This is a genomic window from Pseudomonadota bacterium (assembly GCA_039028935.1).
Lineage (GTDB): Bacteria > Pseudomonadota > Gammaproteobacteria > Steroidobacterales > SZUA-146 > SZUA-146.
This window is the reverse complement of sequence record JBCCHD010000021.1, coordinates 16177-33422: the sequence shown is the minus strand read 5'-3', so window position 1 is coordinate 33422 and position 17246 is coordinate 16177. Positions and strand designations below refer to the sequence as shown.

7 protein-coding genes are annotated in these 17246 nt (G+C 55.9%); 3 read left to right on the top strand and 4 right to left on the bottom strand.

The genetic code is table 11. The annotated features are described in order from the left end of the window. The first annotated feature begins 20 nt into the window (after positions 1 to 20). Both AAF465_11000 and AAF465_10995 read left to right on the top strand, forming a co-directional pair. On the top strand, positions 21 to 1559 hold the full coding sequence (locus AAF465_11000; GenBank protein ID MEM7083250.1) for a serine hydrolase domain-containing protein: 1539 nt from the start codon (positions 21 to 23) through the stop codon (positions 1557 to 1559). Positions 1560 to 1624: 65 nt separating this feature from the next. After that, positions 1625 to 2725 carry a galactose oxidase gene (locus AAF465_10995; GenBank protein MEM7083249.1) on the top strand — a complete coding sequence of 367 codons (1101 nt, stop codon included), beginning with the start codon at positions 1625 to 1627 and terminating at the stop codon, positions 2723 to 2725. A gap of 103 nt (positions 2726 to 2828) precedes the next feature. On the opposite strand, the gene pbpC is transcribed toward AAF465_10995, so the two are convergent. The 3 genes from pbpC to AAF465_10980 form a co-directional block, all read right to left on the bottom strand. Next, complete coding sequence (pbpC, locus tag AAF465_10990) at positions 2829 to 5171, bottom strand: penicillin-binding protein 1C (protein ID MEM7083248.1); 2343 nt, start codon at positions 5169 to 5171, stop codon at positions 2829 to 2831. After that, positions 5171 to 10831 carry an alpha-2-macroglobulin gene (locus tag AAF465_10985; protein MEM7083247.1) on the bottom strand — a complete coding sequence of 1887 codons (5661 nt, stop codon included), beginning with the start codon at positions 10829 to 10831 and terminating at the stop codon, positions 5171 to 5173. Before AAF465_10985 ends, pbpC begins: the two co-directional genes overlap by 1 nt. Before the next feature lie 166 nt (positions 10832 to 10997). Next, a complete protein-coding gene (locus tag AAF465_10980) occupies positions 10998 to 14132 on the bottom strand; it encodes a lamin tail domain-containing protein (protein MEM7083246.1) in 3135 nt (1044 codons plus the stop codon). A gap of 305 nt (positions 14133 to 14437) precedes the next feature. Between AAF465_10980 and AAF465_10975 the strand changes: the two genes are divergently transcribed. Beyond that, a complete protein-coding gene (locus tag AAF465_10975) occupies positions 14438 to 15793 on the top strand; it encodes a polysaccharide pyruvyl transferase family protein (protein ID MEM7083245.1) in 1356 nt (451 codons plus the stop codon). 44 nt (positions 15794 to 15837) lie between these two features. Here the strand turns inward: AAF465_10975 and AAF465_10970 are convergent, their stop codons facing one another. Further along, positions 15838 to 17187, bottom strand: a complete 1350-nt coding sequence (locus AAF465_10970) for a C13 family peptidase (protein ID MEM7083244.1) — start codon at positions 17185 to 17187, stop codon at positions 15838 to 15840. Positions 17188 to 17246 lie beyond the last annotated feature (59 nt).

Here is a 17246-nt window from a genome sequence, read left to right as displayed (position 1 = left end):
GTATAAACAGCAGAAGGCTTATGGCAAGTTCTCTTCTCTCTATCCGTCTCGGTTTTCAGGACGCTGGCGTCGGCACCAACCATCGCGACGCTATCGCACAGTGGCGGCTGTGGCATTGGCGCCGGTCTGTTTGCATGGGTGCATTGGTCATTGTCTGCTTAAGTCTGTTAGGCAATGCATGCGCCGATTCGCATAAGATAAGAGGCGAAGAAGCCAATCCTGCGCTGGAGGCGTTGCTGAATGAGCTCGACGCTATTCGCACCGCGTCGGGCGTGGCCTCTGCCGGCATTGCCCTGGTAACACGCGATAAGATTGTTTACGCCGGAGGCCTTGGCAATATTCGCTGGGGCTCGCCTGAAGCGGTTACCGAAAACACATTGTTTCGAGTTGGCTCCATTACCAAGTCGTTCGTTGGTTTGACCGCGATTGCACTAAGCCGCTCTGAGCGCCATTTGTTTGATGAGCCAATCGCTAGGACACTGCCGGCCTTGCTGCGACCGTCTGCACAGGCTCAGTCGGTGCGATTGGCGGAACTTCTGGAGCATACGGCGGGACTTTCTGACCTCAGTCGCGAGGAGTTTGCCTTTCAAGGGGAACACGTGACGTTCGCCCAAGCGATCGACATCGACCCAAGCACGCGACAACTTTCCTGGCCTGCGTCGCGTCATTCGTCTTACAGTAACGCCGGGTATGGCATGGCCGGTTATGTACTTGAAGCCCGATTTGGACAACCGTTTGAGCAGTTGGTGCACGATGTGCTTCTCGACCCACTTGAGATGCGAAACGCCGGTTTCTTTGTCACGCCGCAATCACCGGTCTTGGCCGCAGGTTACGATACGGATGGCAAAACCCCTATCCCATACTGGCATATGATTTACCGCTCGTTCGGTGGTTTAAACGCCACATCACGCGATATGGGTCTGTTCGTCAACGCCTTGCTGCAACCGATTTCGAACAACGGCCTTTTCCGCTCAACCTCGGAGCGAACGCGCTTTGAGAATCCATCGACGACACTGGCATCGCGCACGGGCCTTGAGTACGGCTACGGACTCGGGAGTTATCACTGGTTTCGCGATGGTCATCGTTTCCATGGGCACGGGGGCGATGCGGATGGTTATCTGAGCCACTACGGGTATTCCAATGAAGCCGGCGTGGGCTATTTTGTGGTGATAACGGCGTTTAATAAAAAACCGCTGAATGCGATGCGCGAATCGATCGAACAATTTTTACTCGAGACGTATGCGGACGCCCCCAATGAGACTCGGCCAACCCCGACGCTGGAGTCTGGGCACTTGTCGTCATTAACCGGCGAATTTGCGGCCGTGACACGACGTTTTGGTCAGGTCAATACGCAGGAGCCCGTGCTCACGATTGCAATGCGCAACGGTCGACTTGAGACGCAATATAATGGACGTCGTCTTGCACTGCTGCCAGTGAACGAGCGCCACTTTCGACGACCATGGCAGCCAGATGCGACCTATGCGTTTATCGAGGACGGATCCGACCTATATTTTCAAGGCGATATTGGCAACTTTAAACGGCTACGACGAACCCGCTAACGGTGCATTGCGGCCCGTTCACGCACTGTTCGCGACAGCAGCAATAACGGCAAAAAGGACATCACATGATCGTAAGCAGGGGACTCTGGTCCATCGTGACACTCAGCGGCCTACTTATGCTGACAACAGGCTGCCAAAGCCCACCTCACGCCGTCACGATGTTCCCGGCATTACCGGCGCCCGTCGCGAATAATGCCGTTGCCACTATAACCACCGAGCGGGGGGACTTTCTCGTGAGTTTTAATGGCTTGCTTGAAGGTAAAGAGTGGCGTGATACGACTGCGCGGGCGTTCTTGCTCCCCCCGGGTGCAAACGCGTGGGAGTCCATCGACGATGTGCCGGGGAACCACGGTCGACTGGCATCGATCGCGGTGGGATCGGGACCCTACGCGTATGTCTTTGGCGGCTATACCGTAGCGGAGGACCACACAGAGGTTTCCTTACCCGTCGTGCATCGATTCGATCCGGTTTTGCGAACTTTTAAACGCCTTGCTGATATGCCCGTGCCCGTCGATGATGCCATGGCATTCGTTTGGCGCGACCGTTACATATTCCTCGTGTCCGGCTGGCACGATACGGCTAACGTCAATCTTGTGCAGCGCTATGACATTGACACCGACTCGTGGGTGCAAGCCACCGCCTATCCGGGTGCGCCCGTGTTCGGCCACTCCGGCGGTATGGTGGGCGATACGATGGTGATCTGCGGTGGGGTCAAAATTCGAACGCACGCCGAGCGCGCACGCGAATTTGTGATGAACACCGAGTGTTTTGCTGGAACCGTACGTGAGAACGACACGCGCCGCATCGATTGGCACGTTATTGCGCCGATGCCCGGACCGCCACGCTATCGAATGGCCGCGGCGGGCAGTGTCGCATTAGCTGGCGTCGTATTTGTCGGCGGTAGCGACAATCCGTATAACTACAATGGCATCGGTTATAACGGCTCGCCTTCTTCGCCCCGTGAAGAAATTTGGTTGTACGACACTCAGCAGTCTCGATGGCGCAGCTTAGGGCGTCAAGGCGTTCCGTCGATGGACCATCGCGGCTTGCCTGAAACCAAGGCGGGCTTTGTCACAGTTGGCGGCATGCTCGAAGGGCAGGTCGTGACCAATCGGGTCGTGCACTTTCCGATGATGAACCCGCGTTCGTCACGTCGTGAACACTGATCGCGCGAAACGCCATCGCACTGGTTTTTAGCGTGTGCTCAGGCTTAGAGTTGATGCCAATTGTTACCGGTGTATGGCGTGCGTGAGCCGTTGCTTGATCGGATCAATGCCTGACGCTGAGTCGAAATGCATGGCTGTCGCTTCGACCGAGATCATCAACGACCAAAACGTCGTGCAAGCCGGTGGAAACTGAGGCATCCGGGGACCACACAAATGCGTCATCGCGATTTACCTCAGCGATAAATCGGTCGTCGATAAACCAAAATAGCGTCGAGGCATCCGCGTCGGCAGTGGCGGTCAAAACGAGTCGATCTGACGAGGTGGACTGAGGTTTGATTGAGTAGTCGAGCGAAGCCAATGGTGAAGTGATTGTGGGTCGTGTGCCACCGGCGTTGAGTGGATTCTCGCAGGCGTGCTCGTAGGTTGGCGGTTGTCGTTTGGCGATACCCGCCTGGCGAAACACCGTCGACAAATCTGAAGGCCAGAATTCATAGATTTTCGTTACGGTCGACGCAGTGGGATAGCAGGCGCGCTGCCCGGTCCGCTGATCGATATGCACCGGCCGATGCACGTTCGACACTCGAATTGGGGACACGCCCGGGATAAACCAGCCATCTTCGGTTTGGGGGCAATAGCGATTGGGCAGGTCGCCCGTACTGGCGCACATTTTCACTTGGCGAAGATTAAGATCAGATGGAATCGCCTCATGGCCATCGGGGGAAGGCGCGATCTGAAGCGCGTCAATCAACGCAAAGAACAGCGGTGCCGCGGCTTTTCGACCGATCAAGGAGGGTGTGGCACTGCCGTCAAAGTTGCCCACCCACACGGCCAGAGTCCAGTCTCCGGTTACACCGACCGTCCAGGCATCCCGAAAGGCATAAGAGGTACCGGTCTTCCATGCAACGGCACGGTTGGATTCGGCAGGCAACGCGAGGTCGTCCGGCCGCGGATTACGTTTCAACATGTCCAGAACGAGAAAACTCGCCTCCGGGCTTAAAAGTTGAGTGAAATGACGAGGCTTATGGTGCGCGTTGCGCGTGGCCACGAGCGGCTGCCAGCGACCTTCGTTGGCCAGCATGGCATACAGCTGAACCAGTTCGGTCATTGTCAATTCGTTTCCGCCAAGCACCATGGCGAGGCCATAGTGATCGGCCTGTTTTAGGTCGCGGACATCGGCATTGAGTAGGAATGAGTGAAAAGTATTGAGACCGACTTCATTGAGAAGTGAAATCGCCGGTACATTACGACTGTATATCAGTGCATCTCGAGCAAGCACGGGCCCCATAAAGCCGCGATCAAAATTCTCTGGCGTGTATACCCCAAAGCGACGAGGTGCATCACTCATGAGTGACATGGGGTGAATGATCCCTTGGTCCAGCGCAAGCCCATAGACAAATGGTTTCAGCGTTGAGCCAGGCGATCGCTTGGCTTCCACACCGTTGACTTGGCCACTGATGGCGACATCAAAAAAGTCCGCAGAACCAATGGAAGCGGCGACCTCCAATGTCCGTGTATTGACAAGCAGTGCGCTGGCATTTCGAATACCATCGTGGCGTCGCTGTTCAAGATAGTGCGCGAGTATCCGTTCCAAACGATGTTGCACAGTCAGATCGAGTGTGCTCACCGTGTGTCGAGCATCGGGTCGTGTGTCAATCAGACGTTGCACGAAGTGCGGGGCGTGAAACGGCAACGCATTGGGGTGTCTCACCTCAGGGGGTAACCGAATTAGTGCCGCTTCACTTGCGGACACAGGATGATGATCGATCCATGTGGTTAGGAGGCGTTCGCGCGCCTCCTGCAGCGCCGGCAGTTTCGTCGAGCGAGTAGGCGCTCGTTGAGCAGGGTTTTGCGGTATGACGGCCAGCGCAAGTGCTTCGGGAAGCGTCAGCGAGGCGGCGGATTTATCGAAGTAAATGAGTGCCGCTGTACCGGCTCCCTCGATATTTCCGCCGTATGGCGCCAGGTTGAGATACGCCTCTAACAAGTCCGTTTTAGTGTAGTGTCGTTCGAGTTGCAGCGCTCTGGCCATCTGCACTATTTTGCCGGGGACCGTGCGCGTGTTCAGGTCGAAGCGCAGGCGAGCTAGCTGCATGGTGATGGTTGAGCCACCCACGCGTCGCGACCGTTTTACGTAGGTCGTCCAGGCGGCGCGTAGCGCAGCGGCCGGATTGATGCCAGGGTGGTAGTGAAAATGGCGATCCTCGTAGAGGAGCGTCGCCCGAATAAAATCGGGTGATATCGACTCGATGGGCGTATACAAGCGATAACGCTGATCGTCCGCCAGTGTTAGGCGCAGCAGTTCGTGGTGCCTGTCATAAACAGCATGTGAGAAGGTCTTGGCGCCGTATAGTGCGGGTTTAGGTAGGGCATAGTACGCCACGCTGATCATAACGATGAGTAATAACAGACTGCGCAATCGCCGGCCAAGTTGGGGTTTAGTACGCATCAGGGTCGCGTCACGCTGAAGCGGCCAACGGCGGTGTGCGCGTGTATTGTCGGGTCATACATCGCGCGCGCGTACACGGCCGGAATCGTGAAGTCACCGGCAGCGGTCACTTTGACCCGATAGCGTAGGGTCGTAAGTTGATTGTCAAAAGTGCCATAGGTGACAACGCGATCGTCACGCACTTCTTGATAATCAATGCCACGCGCCGTGCGTTGTGTCGAGTCGCTGATCACTTCGAACCCACCGGGCAGCAGATCCACCACGGCGACGTTGGAGCGGGGTTGGCCAGTAGAACGAATGCGTAATTCCACGACAAGCTCATCACCCAGTGTGGCAGAGAAGGCATCATTGCCGTTTGCATCGACAAAGCGCCGCACGAGTTCAAGACCCTCCGCCTTCGCAAGATCGGGTGGCGGTGAGAAACCCGTTTGGGTGACGGTCGTGAAGAGGGGGGTCTGGTTGTCGTGATGTTGTGCGGTAACCGTAATGGATTGGGTTGATCCTGGCAGCGTGGCTAACGCTACCGCCGCCTCGTCGAACAGCTTCCCATCCGCATCGGAGAGCTTTACAGACGACCGGGTGGCGTCGTTGATCGCGCCGTATGCCTGCAGCGCCAATATGGTGTATGCCGACGATAGAGTGTTAAAGCGATTCTGCATGATCGGTGTGGTTAGCGCGGAAAGTGAGCTTGCGTCGATCGATCGCAGGCGTGGCGGGAAATGTCGCGCTAATAAGTAAAGATGCTGAGCATTACGACCCAATCGAGAATCAAAATCACTGAACATCTCGTTGCCGTCAAGCCAGGCATAGCCAGCGATCAACTCACCGGCAAGGTCGTCGAGTTTGAGTAACGCATAACTCGCAGCCATATATGAGGCCGTAATGTCTTTTTTCCAAGCATCGTCCTGACGTTCCAAGGAGGCTTGCAAATCGGTAAGGTAGTTCGTAGTCACCACGCCATTTCGCGTCAGCACATAAATGGCGTACGCACGGAGGCGCGTCTCATTCTCGGAGCGAGCAGGCGACGCAGCGATTTCACGTAGCGCGTTGAGCGCGGCACGTGTCATGGCCTGAGGCACTGGTAAATCGGCCTCGGCGGCCTCCGTTAAAAAGTGCGTAATGTAGACCGATGGGAACGCGGCGGCCTCCGGCGAGTTTTGCCAGAATCGAAAGCCCCCTTCGGCTAACTGGCGGCGTCGGAGCTTATCAATAAGTGCCGCGAATTTCTGGCGTATGTCGCGGTCGTCTACCTCGGCGTGGGCGCCGTAAAGTCCAATCAGAGGGAATACTTTGCTCACCATTTGTTCGGCACAGGCGTGCGGGAAACCATCGAGATAATCTTGCAGTCCTTGGGTCAGTACTAGAGGACTGAATGATGCCGCCACGCGGTTGCTTCCCAACTCGGTTCGAAGGCGTCGTTCAAACTCGACAACCGTTGGACTCGAGGTGAGAGCCTGTGACATCACCGTCGTCGCATAGGGGGCGGCAGGGCGCACACTGAGCGTGGTCGTGAGTCGTGCGGCAGTATTGCCGTCAGTGGCGACAAACTGAATGGCGGCCGGCCCGATTTGTTCGGTAGCGCGAAAGCGAAACGTGCTGCTGCTTTCTCGCCCTTCGTCGATGGCGAGCGTATGCGATACATCGCCAACCAGCTTCAGCTGCGGTGTTGGCGAGGCGCTGAGTGAAATCGATGATCCAGTGCCCGAGTTTTCCACGTTATTGGCCAGACCCACACTCACCTCAAATTCGTCGCCAGGGGCGACAGTCACCGGTGCGTTAGGTGAGATAACAAACGGGCCGCGAACCGTTGTGATTGTTGCGGCATCACCCACCGCGTTGTCTGCAACCGCCACGGCCATGATCGACAGTTGGCCGTTAAAATAATCCGGCACGTCATACGACACAGACCGCGACTGCGGACTCGCCTCAATAATTCCCGACCAATAAACGACGGGCGCATCGGTTTTTCGTTGAAATGGATTGAGATTACGACCCGCCAGGCCGGCCGCTTCACCACCCCCTGGTGCCGCAGAAACCGACGCGGACAGAAATTCTGGAAGTACGAGATCGGCGAGCTGATAGGTGGCGACACGCAGAGCGCGTTTTTGTAAAAAGAAATCCAACGGCTTAGGACGCTGATAATTGGCGACTTGGAGGATGCCCTGATCGACAGCGAAAAGGGCAATCCGCGCGGCTTGATTGGTGGCGTAGTCGATGGTGAGTGTTTCGCCTGGAATCACTTTGTCTGGCGCATCAAGCGTAATGTTCACTGTGCGGGCATCGCGGTTGATGGAAAACGGAGCGAGCGCATAACTCAGGGGATTAAGATAAATTTCTTCTGAATCAAGACTGCGCATGAAGGTGACGTTGACGTAGGCATTGCCCTCGATATTGTTCGGCACTCGGATGGACTGCACAGTATTGGTTGTGCTGGCATTAAACCACTTGAAGGCCAACACGGAATCGCGCTCGATCGTAATCAGCCCAGCGCCGAGATAGGGTGCTGTGATGTGAACAGCAATATCGTCGCCCGGTGCATAGCTGCCTTTATCGAGTGACAGGTCGAGCTCGGCGCTTTGTTCCAGATTGCCAGCCACATTGCGAGCACCGGCGACTACAAATGGAATGCGACTGTACACGGTGCCGGTGGCATCACGCAGTTCAAAGGCGAAACGGCCTGCGGTTTGGGTCGGCAGCGACGCATGACTGCCTTGAATCGAGACGCTAAACGGTTGCTCGGACACGAGCGAATCCTGCGCAATGGATTGATAGGCAAACGTGCCGTCTCGCTGTTTGACGAGTGTCGACACAAAACGTGTTTCATAAATTCGCGCAGTGAGAGACGGCAGTTCAAGCGGTGCGCCATTGTCATCAAGGGCGACAAACTCGACAAGTCGTTCCGCCTCTTTTTGAATGAAAGTAAGGTTCCCGCTGGCTTTATACCCCACTAGTGCGTCGAGCGGAGACACCATCATACGCGCTCGGGCTTTCACGCTGCGTCCGCCACCGGCCTCGAACCCCTCAGTGAATACGCTCAGTTCGTAAATGCCGCCATCGTATTGCGAGAGATCGAGATCAAGTTGCGCGGCGCCCTCGCTGTCGGTCGTGGTCGCAGACAATGTGGTCTCGATAGTTTGCGTCGGTCCGCCTTCACGCCGCAACGGATCGTCAAAGCGATAGTCTGCGAAATCCGCAAATTGCATGCGCGCTGGCTTCAGTAGCGCTAAGCCGGTGACACGCCGGTCGGCGGCCGGTGTGCCAAACAGGTTGTCCAGTTGAACATTGACGGACAGGCGCTCGGGTTTGATCCAGCCTTTGGGTTTTTGACCCGAAATAGTGCTGCGAATCTTAAGTCGATCGGGTTGAAATTCTTGGACTCTAAAGGAGTGGCCGCCAATATACGTGCGCTGATGACGGTTTCGAACCGTATAAAGGGATACCGAGTAGTCGCCAGTCACCGAAGCCAAGTCAGTTTGAAAATCGTATTCGATAAAGCCATCCGAAGGGAGCTTGAGGGGTTTGCTGACCACAGTCTGTCCACGGGGATCGCGCACGTCCAGCGTTAGGGGCACCCGCGCCAGCGCTTGCCAGTCGCCGCGCTTCACGATGCCGCCAAGATGGACCACATCGCCTGGCCGAAAAAGATCACGCTCCGTGAAAAGCTGCGCGCGCAGCGTGTCGTCATTGGCTGCGCTGTACTCGCCACCCGCGTCAAAGCGCGAAAAATCGAGCTGACGTGTGTATCGGCCATAGGGCATAAAGACGGCATCCGTGCCGCGACGGACAAGATACACCGTCGGCGTTTTTGCGCGCGTATACTCTCGCGCTGAGGGCATTTCCGCGTGGCCTTGCGCATCGGTGCGAGCAGTAAACAACGGCAAGCCGTTTTTACCGAGCAATGAAATGGTCGCTCCACTAACCGGGTTTCCTGAGGCGAGCGAATGCACAAACAAATGGTGTTCGCCGAGCGCGCCGGTTTTGGCCACAAAACCCAGATCGGTGATGAGCACGAGACGGTGATCTGCACCCCCCACCTCACTGTCGCGCGCTTCGTCCCAGCCGCTGACACGAACGTAATAAAAGCCGCCCTGATCTAGGCGGTCACTCAGGTCGATATGCGCATAGCTGGGTTGTTTAGGGTGTGCCGAAGGTAAAGAAATATAGCGCGTTTCGGTGGTGGTGAGATTGTCCTGATTAAAGCGATAGTGGTTAAACTGCGGATTGGCGATGTCGCCATCCATTTGGCTGGCCAAGTGATTAACCGTGTGATCAAGCAGACGACCTATTTCCACTTTTAGTGCAGTAACGCCACGTGAAACAAAGTGCACTTTGTGGCTGCCGGTGAGCGGTAACACGGCGCCTTGTTGTGCCACGCGCACCTCTTTTGGGTAATCGGGGACATAGAGCACCGCATCGTAGGGTGTGGACAGCACAAACTTTCCATCTGAGCGAAGCCCCTGCTCAACGCGCACGTAGTAGTGGCGATTGGTTGGCACATCGAGCTTGAGGCTATGAAGCGAGGCGCTGTCGGTGTCATGAGGATTAAGCACAAAATCGATCACGCTCGATTGGCTCAGGATATCCGGTGTGACTTCTCGCGGTGAATCCCAGCGCTTACTCGTGGTTCGACCATTGACCGTGATGACGCTGGGCAGTGCGTAGAGCGTGAGTTTATTGGCCAGTGCGGCGGTGGCAACGCGGTCGGTAAAGGACAGTGTAACGGTTTGCTGGGGGGCGTCGTCTTCATCGCGGGCGAGCAGAAATCGACTGCTTTCAACCCGAAAGTAACTGCTCACATCGGGAATGCGCACGGTATTGAGCTGATCCTCTTCAAGCGCTTGGTCAGAATTTACCGAGGTCAGCGTACGGTTGACGGTGAGGGTGGCGAACGATTCTTGAGCGGGTACCTCGAGTGTCGCCGAGTGTAGGTAGGCGATTCGGCCCGATGCGTCAAGCGTACTATTGATCGACAGATTTCGCGGCGTATCGTTGATGGTCGCGCCATCATCGCGCATTGCCAAGGCGACGTGCTTATTGAATGCGTCAAGCGTCACCGGGTGTGTGAAGGACACCGTCGCGACCACTTTTCGCTCGCTTGAATCAATCGGATCCTGATAAAACTCGAGCTTGTCGATGCTGGCTGCAAACGCGGCGGTGTCAAACGTGGTGATGCTGCGCTCAAATCGTAAGCCGGGTGCGAAAATAGTCGGTTTCCACGCGACAGAATAGGTTTGTCCCGCCGGCCAGTCTTCATCGGGGCTGAACCGAAGGCGTGTGTCGCTCAGCCACTCCCACGTGCCGCGCAGTGCTGGGGTGAGCGTGATGCCGTCGGCAACCGTGTTGTTCACAAGGTCGGCACGAGCAATTGCCACAGTACCTTGTTCGGGCGTGCGTGGATCGGTTTTAACCGTGAAGTCAATGTAGAGCGGTTGGGGTCTAGGACGCTCGTTGACGATCGGCGACAGTGAGGGCGGGCTCGCAGTACCGACCACATGCGGTGGAATTGGACGCGCTTGATATGCGGTGTACGCACTGTACCCTCCGATGAGTACGAGTGTGAACAGTAATAACAGACCGATCAGCTTGATCTTGCCGAGACGCTGGAACCAGGTGGGGGGTATCCAATGCAGTTGGCCCAAAAGCCGGTTTATTACGCTCATCATCACATCCATGAAGGTTGGCTATTAGTGAAAGTCTAGCGCTTAATTCAGGGCGAGTGTGATTAAAAGTGATCAAATCTGTCCCACCGGTGAACCCATGAAAAAACGGCCCGCATGGCGGGCCGTTTGAAGATCAACCGGTTTTTCGGCGTAACGATAAGTGCGGTTACGGCGCCACACCGCTCGGGCCAGGTGGACCAAAGAACAGATTCGTCATGATGATAAAGTCGAAGAAATTGACAGCACCATTGCCGTCAAGGTCTGCGTCTTCGTTCCAGTTTGCGTCGCCTGGCACCGACAAAAAGGCTTGCTGAAGCTGCACGAGATCGAGAAAGTTGACGATCCCGTTGTTATCCAGGTCGGGATCGCAGGCGTTGCCAAAACCGTCGCCATTTGTATCCAACTGTGTGGCGTTTGGTGCCAGCGTGCAGTTGTCGAGGTTATCGGTAATGCCGTCGCCATCGGTATCAACGACAGGGGTCAAGTAGAGCACGCCACCATCGTGGTCCGTCGAGCGCAAGGCTGTATTGTCTGCGACAGGTGGGCTGCCCGGGCCCGTCAGCAGAAGCAGGCTGGCTGGCGCATCGGCATTCGCTCGGGCAAACTCAAAGCCACTCACAAACGGATTGAGCGCTGTTGATGTGAGTGTGTGATCGAGAACCTGCGCGTTGCCCGCAAAGATAAAGGAATAGCGCTCTTCAGCGGGTAAGGACAGAACGTGGTTGGTCAAATCTGGATTGACAATGTCGGTAGTGCCAATTTCGTCCCCGAGCGGGTCCAAGTTGCCACTGATCTGGCCCATGACATCCACGAATCCGTCAGTAAACTCGAACGCATTGAAGTCACCGGTCACGACCAAGTGAATATCTGGACTGGCGGTTTGCAGTCCCTGAATATACTGCGCAAGTGTTTCGGCTTGCTCAAATCGTTTGGTTTTGACACGTGTAGCGTCGTCCCCATCGATGCCGCCGAGCGAGCGCTGGTGCACGTTGATAATGGTCAGATCAAAGGGCTCGCTGCCGCCAATATACTGCGCGTCCATTTGCAGTGGCGGTCGATCATTAAGCAGGCTGCCGTCGACACTCAGCAAAAGGCCGGGGTTGATTTGCGTGACCGACGACACGGATACGGTGGCTGAGTTGGTGAGATAGCCGACGTCGATGCCACCCACATCGTTGCCTTCGATAAGGTGCGCATCGTAGGTGAGGGAGGGATCATCGGCCGTAATGCGCGCCGCGATGTCCTGCATGACCGTCAGGCTTTCGATTTCCTGCAGCGCCACAATATCTGGAGCGCGGAGATTCACCCTGATCTGATAGGCCACTTTTTCAAGGCGCGCTTGATATTCCGCGAGTGGGACAACGGTGTCGTCAACCAACGGATCGTCGATGTTGTCGAAGAGGCGCTGAAAATTCTGCGTGGCGATGGTGAACTCGCCCGCCTCAGCCGCCCGTACGGGTAATGGTAATGTCGGCGGCGTGCCGGCGCTGAGCGACGTAGGCCAGATTTGGTAGTCGCCGAACGAAAAGGCGAGAGGACCCTCGGCGGTAATCGCCTGGCCCCCGAAGAACGGCGTGTCGGGAAGGCCCAGCGCATCGGCATTCACTTCGAACACCTCCGGGTTCCCATCCCAAACGGGTAGGCCAGGCAATCCTGGAAAGGCGATGCCTGGCTCACGGAACGCACGCATCGATTGGGCCGTTACCGGGGTGTCGCCAAAACGATCAGACGGACCGGTTGTCACGGCCACCGTGCTCACGCGCATACCCTCAAAACGCTCGAGCTCGATCGGAGACTGCGGTTGCGCGGGCGACGGTAGCACCGCATCGAGAACGATCGGCGTGGGCAGCGCATTGCCGCTTGAGTCGATGCTCACCAGAGGCGCATCGGTAATCTCGGTAAAATCGAAAAACTCTTCCACGGTGCCGGTGACATCGACTTGATCGCCCACCTGCACAGTGGGCGCGGTTTCGGTATAAATCCAAAGGCCATCCGATGTGTCGGGGTCGCCGTCGCTGCGCAGTGCAGGTGTTTGAATGAAGAAACCATCCGGACCAACGCCGGTGACGATATTGTCGTTCGTGGTGACCACCTGACCGGCGAGTGGACTGGCCAAGCCATTGCCCTGAATCGCGTAGATCTCAATACCGGCTCCGCCGGCGCACGCGCTGGCGACGGATGTGTTCGCGGTGCCAGGGGTCGCGCAGCGAATCGAAAAATCACTGTTATTGCTATTGGTGTCGGCGCCATCCGGGAAGCGTGACAGGCCTGCCGTACTGGTTGCCGGATCATCAATGAGGCCGATGCCGCTGCCTTCAGTATAAGGTGCCGCTACGCTGCCCGCGTAGCTCACCGTGTCGATTAGATCGGTACCGTCAAATAGCGCCACCGCATCCGGTGATCCGTTCTCAATGAAGTCATTGCCCAGCGCGGTGTTTATATTGCACGGCGAAACGGATGCCGTGCCGCACACCACGTAGTAACTGCCGGCATCCAAGGTGCCCGACAGCGGAATCGACTGATAGGCCGCAACCGAACCGCCATCGATAAGGTCAAGGGAGTAGGTCGACAGATCGATCATTGTATTACCGGCGTTGTAGAGCTCGATAAACTCATTATCGCTAACGCCGGTTTCTTGATAGTCAATTTCATTGATGACAATGGCTTCGACACTTGGCGGTAGACAGTTGCTGGTCGTCGTCAAATTAGCGCTACCGGGGCTCATGCAGACTTGCGAGAAATCGACGTTGTTAACATCAGTATCATCGCCATCGGGAAAGCGAGCAATACTCTTGAATTCGTTCGGCCCGCCTGTGCCACCACTGCTCACATCTTCCAGACCGACGCCGGATCCTTCTACATAAGGTGCGGCGACATCGCCTTCATAACTCACGGCGTCCACCACGACGCCGCTGTTGAGCAAACCCACCGCATCCGGTGACCCGTTTTGCACCGAGCTGAAACCTTCCAGCATGCAGTTGGCGACCTCCGATGCGTCGGCGCAAATGACGAAGAACGCGCCGGCGCCAAGATCGACATTGCCAAGGGCGATGGTTTGGTAGATCGAGTCGTTGCTGCCGTTGACGAGTTCGAGTGTATAGGTGCTCAGGTTGACGACAGCCGGGCCCGAATTGTAGAGCTCGATAAACTCAGCACCATCTGAGCCAGGCTGGTCGTAATCGATTTCATTAATTTTGATCGGCTCGCCGATCGTAATCTGAGCGGCCGCGGCCGAAAGGAAAAATGGCATAACAAGTAGAACAACTCGTCGAACAATCGGCGCGCAATCGGCAAATAGCATTTGGTTCTCCCCCAAAAAAGAGTCCATGCGACCCGTCGAAGCGGGTCGCTGAAGAAAAATTGAGCGTAACCGTCCCCTGTGACATCGGTATGACGCTCTGGTTTAGGCGCCATGGTACCCGATCTGTTTGCGCTGGATGGCGCACGTTTGATGCTGGCATTGGTGTGACGCTGTATTTATAGTGCGGCCGCGTGAAGCGGCGCGATTTTACAGGTATTATTGCGCCCGGAATGTGACGCCGATGCGCCGATCTGGCAGCCGAATGTGGCATGCTGGCGTCGCCAACTCACCAACACAGGGACAGCATGTCAACAACACAAAACACGGCAGCCAACGCCCCAGTGGTGGCGTTATTTGGGCATACCGGCAATGAGAATTTGGGCGACGAAGCAATCACCGAGTCGGTCATTGCTAATCTCAAGGCGCGTCTGCCCGGCGTAACCTTCAAGCTCTTTACCATCGTGCCCGAAGATAGCCGACAGCGACATGGCTACGACAGCTTTCCTCTGCGTCCAGAGGACGATGCCTCGATCTCCAACATTTTGTATCTCAATTGGCAGTCTGTCGACGACAACAGCGCTAACGCTAAGGCGCCGCTACATGAGCGCGATGGATGGACCTACACGCAGGTGGCGTGGCGTCCCACCCTCAAGCAGCGTTTGCGACGATTGTTCGATTTGGTCACGAATCTACCGGCCATCGTGCGCAACGAGCGACGTTTCGAAAAGCGCAATATCGAGCGCATGAAGGATGTCGACCTTATGATTTTTACAGGGTCGAACCAGTTTTTGGATAACTTTGGTGGACCCTGGGCGTTTCCTTTCACGCTGAGGCGCTGGGCGCGCATCGCGCGCAAGAGCAACACGCCCATTGCCTTCGCCAGCCTAGGCGCGGGCCCCATTTATTCCCCTTTGAGCATGAAGCATTTTCGTAAGGCAGTGAAACAAGCCGCCTATGTGTCGGTGCGGGATAAGCCGTCGAAAACGTTGTTGCAGCAAGCCGGCTGCGATGTTGATATTCACGTGGCGCCCGATCTGGCCTTTAGTTTGCCTGAGCGTGTAAATCCACGGGCAACCGATTGGCAGCATCCGGTTGTGGGTATTAATCCGATGCCGGTCTACTCAAGTAACTACTGGTATGTGTCTGACGCTCGACTCTACAACAATTTTGTCGATGCGCTGGCGCAGACCGCCGTGCGCTTACATGAGCGTGGATTCCCCTTTTTCTTTTTTGCCACCCAAACCAAAGACAGTAATGTCATGAAAGATGTGTTCGAGCGTCTCCGAGAAAACGGGCATACTCAGTTTGACGAAGACCAGCTTTCCCGGCCGAGTACGACGGTGGCCGCGCTGCAGGAAACCATGGGCAGTACTGACATTATCGTGGCCACACGATTTCACGGTACGGTGATCGGGTTGCATTCGAAGAAACTTGTCATGAGCACCAGCTATTACCGCAAAGCCGCCGATTTGCTCGAGGAATTTGGACTCGGGGACTACGCGTTTCAAATCGAGGAGCTGCAGGCGGATGAGCTGATGGCTAACATTGATCGAATTATTCAAGAGCGTGAACAGCGCGCCCCCAAGATCAATGCCATGCAGGCGCAGTATGAACAAGAGCTAGCGGCTCAATACGACACGCTTTGCCAGCTGATTCGTTAGTGGGCTGATCGTCGCTTTCCGACGCGACACGCGTCTGCACGCATTCAGTCTGTGTGTTGCTCGGATTGAACAACGGTCGTCGGCGGTGAGGGTAATCCCAATTTTCGTTGTATCGCCGGGCCAAGCCGGATCTGTGGCTGGGACTGTGGTACGTCCGCCTCGGTTTCCCACTCAGCGATCAACGTTCGCGCTTTATCAAACGCCGTCACCCAGTTGTGTTCGGCGTCGAGCGAATATTTTAGGAACGCTTCGCCAAACACCGTGAGTTCTCGATCGGACGAACAGCCGAACGAGCTGCGGTCTGCGGACGCAGCCGTGATAATCAGGGTGTGGTCGCTCTCCAGCTCGTCGATAAACGAACCTGAAAAGCAAGCGGAGATAATAATGACGCGCCATTTTATGTTCGCCATATCCAGCGCCGCGCGTAGTTCGGACGCCTCGATCAGCCGAAGGTCGAGTGACTCGAGGTCGACAGAAAGCGTCGCGTCGTCGTCACCGTGCGAAGTTAACAGCAAGATGAGCACGTCGTCTCCACTCATCTTGTCACCGACACCGTTGATGGCCTGTTTAAGGTTGTAACTGTTCGCGATGGGCTGTGAATCGAGTTTCTCGGTGTTGTTAAATAAAATCAAAGAGCGATCTTTGGTGGCATAGAGCTCCTCAAAGCGCTTCTTGGCATACAGAGTTTCGGTTTCAAACACCGTTTGAAGGTCGCTGCCCCCAAAGCCGATAAAAAAATGATCGGTTGAGCCGGGCGCAGAAGGCGAGACAAACATGAGTTGATCATCGACTAAGTCCCGCTGTTGATAAAAGAGGTGCTCGGCGTCGAGGTGAGGCAATTCCTCATAATCAGCAGGGTTATAGGAATCAAATAGGTTTGGATAGAAAAATCGACCCCATCCAAAAACAGCCACGGCGACCATGAACGTAATGGCGACAAACGACGAGCGTAGCGATGGATAGTAAAACGCGATTCGAAGACACCGCACGATCACCCAGACGCAGTAGCCGAGCAGCAGTACGAGCACCCAAGGGTGCGCTGAGGCGAGCGAATACGGAAACAGCGACAACGCCACCGCAAGCCAAGGAAAACAGGCAGCAAGCAAGGTAAGCAAAACAGGTAGTTGCGGGTAGTCATTCTCGATATGGGTGCAAATGATGGCGATCAAAAGGGCGATCGCGAGATAGCAGCCCAATATCGCGCTACCGTTCACATCCCAAAAGCGCACATGCGATTGAAGCGCATAATCGAGTGCAGCCATTAGGCCGATGCCTAGCAATAGGCCCGATAATACAAACCGCAGCGACACGTGAACGTGTTGTCGCGCGACGGATCGCCCGGTCAGAATCTTGAGTCCGGCAATCAGATTTTGGGCGAAATGACTCAGGCGCATGGGTTCGAATCCGACAACAACTTGATGAGCTTATCAGGCCGTCGGGTGTCTCGCTATGG

Bases quoted from the DNA above. Each gene is read 5' to 3' on its own strand.
- AAF465_10970 (MEM7083244.1), bottom strand. From the start codon at position 17,187: ATGCGCCTGAGTCATTTCGCCCAAAATCTGATTGCCGGACTCAAGATT.
- AAF465_10980 (MEM7083246.1), bottom strand. From the start codon at position 14,132: ATGCTATTTGCCGATTGCGCGCCGATTGTTCGACGAGTTGTTCTACTT.
- AAF465_10995 (MEM7083249.1), top strand. From the start codon at position 1,625: ATGATCGTAAGCAGGGGACTCTGGTCCATCGTGACACTCAGCGGCCTA.
- pbpC (MEM7083248.1), bottom strand. From the start codon at position 5,171: ATGCGTACTAAACCCCAACTTGGCCGGCGATTGCGCAGTCTGTTATTA.
- AAF465_10975 (MEM7083245.1), top strand. From the start codon at position 14,438: ATGTCAACAACACAAAACACGGCAGCCAACGCCCCAGTGGTGGCGTTA.
- AAF465_11000 (MEM7083250.1), top strand. From the start codon at position 21: ATGGCAAGTTCTCTTCTCTCTATCCGTCTCGGTTTTCAGGACGCTGGC.
- AAF465_10985 (MEM7083247.1), bottom strand. From the start codon at position 10,831: ATGAGCGTAATAAACCGGCTTTTGGGCCAACTGCATTGGATACCCCCC.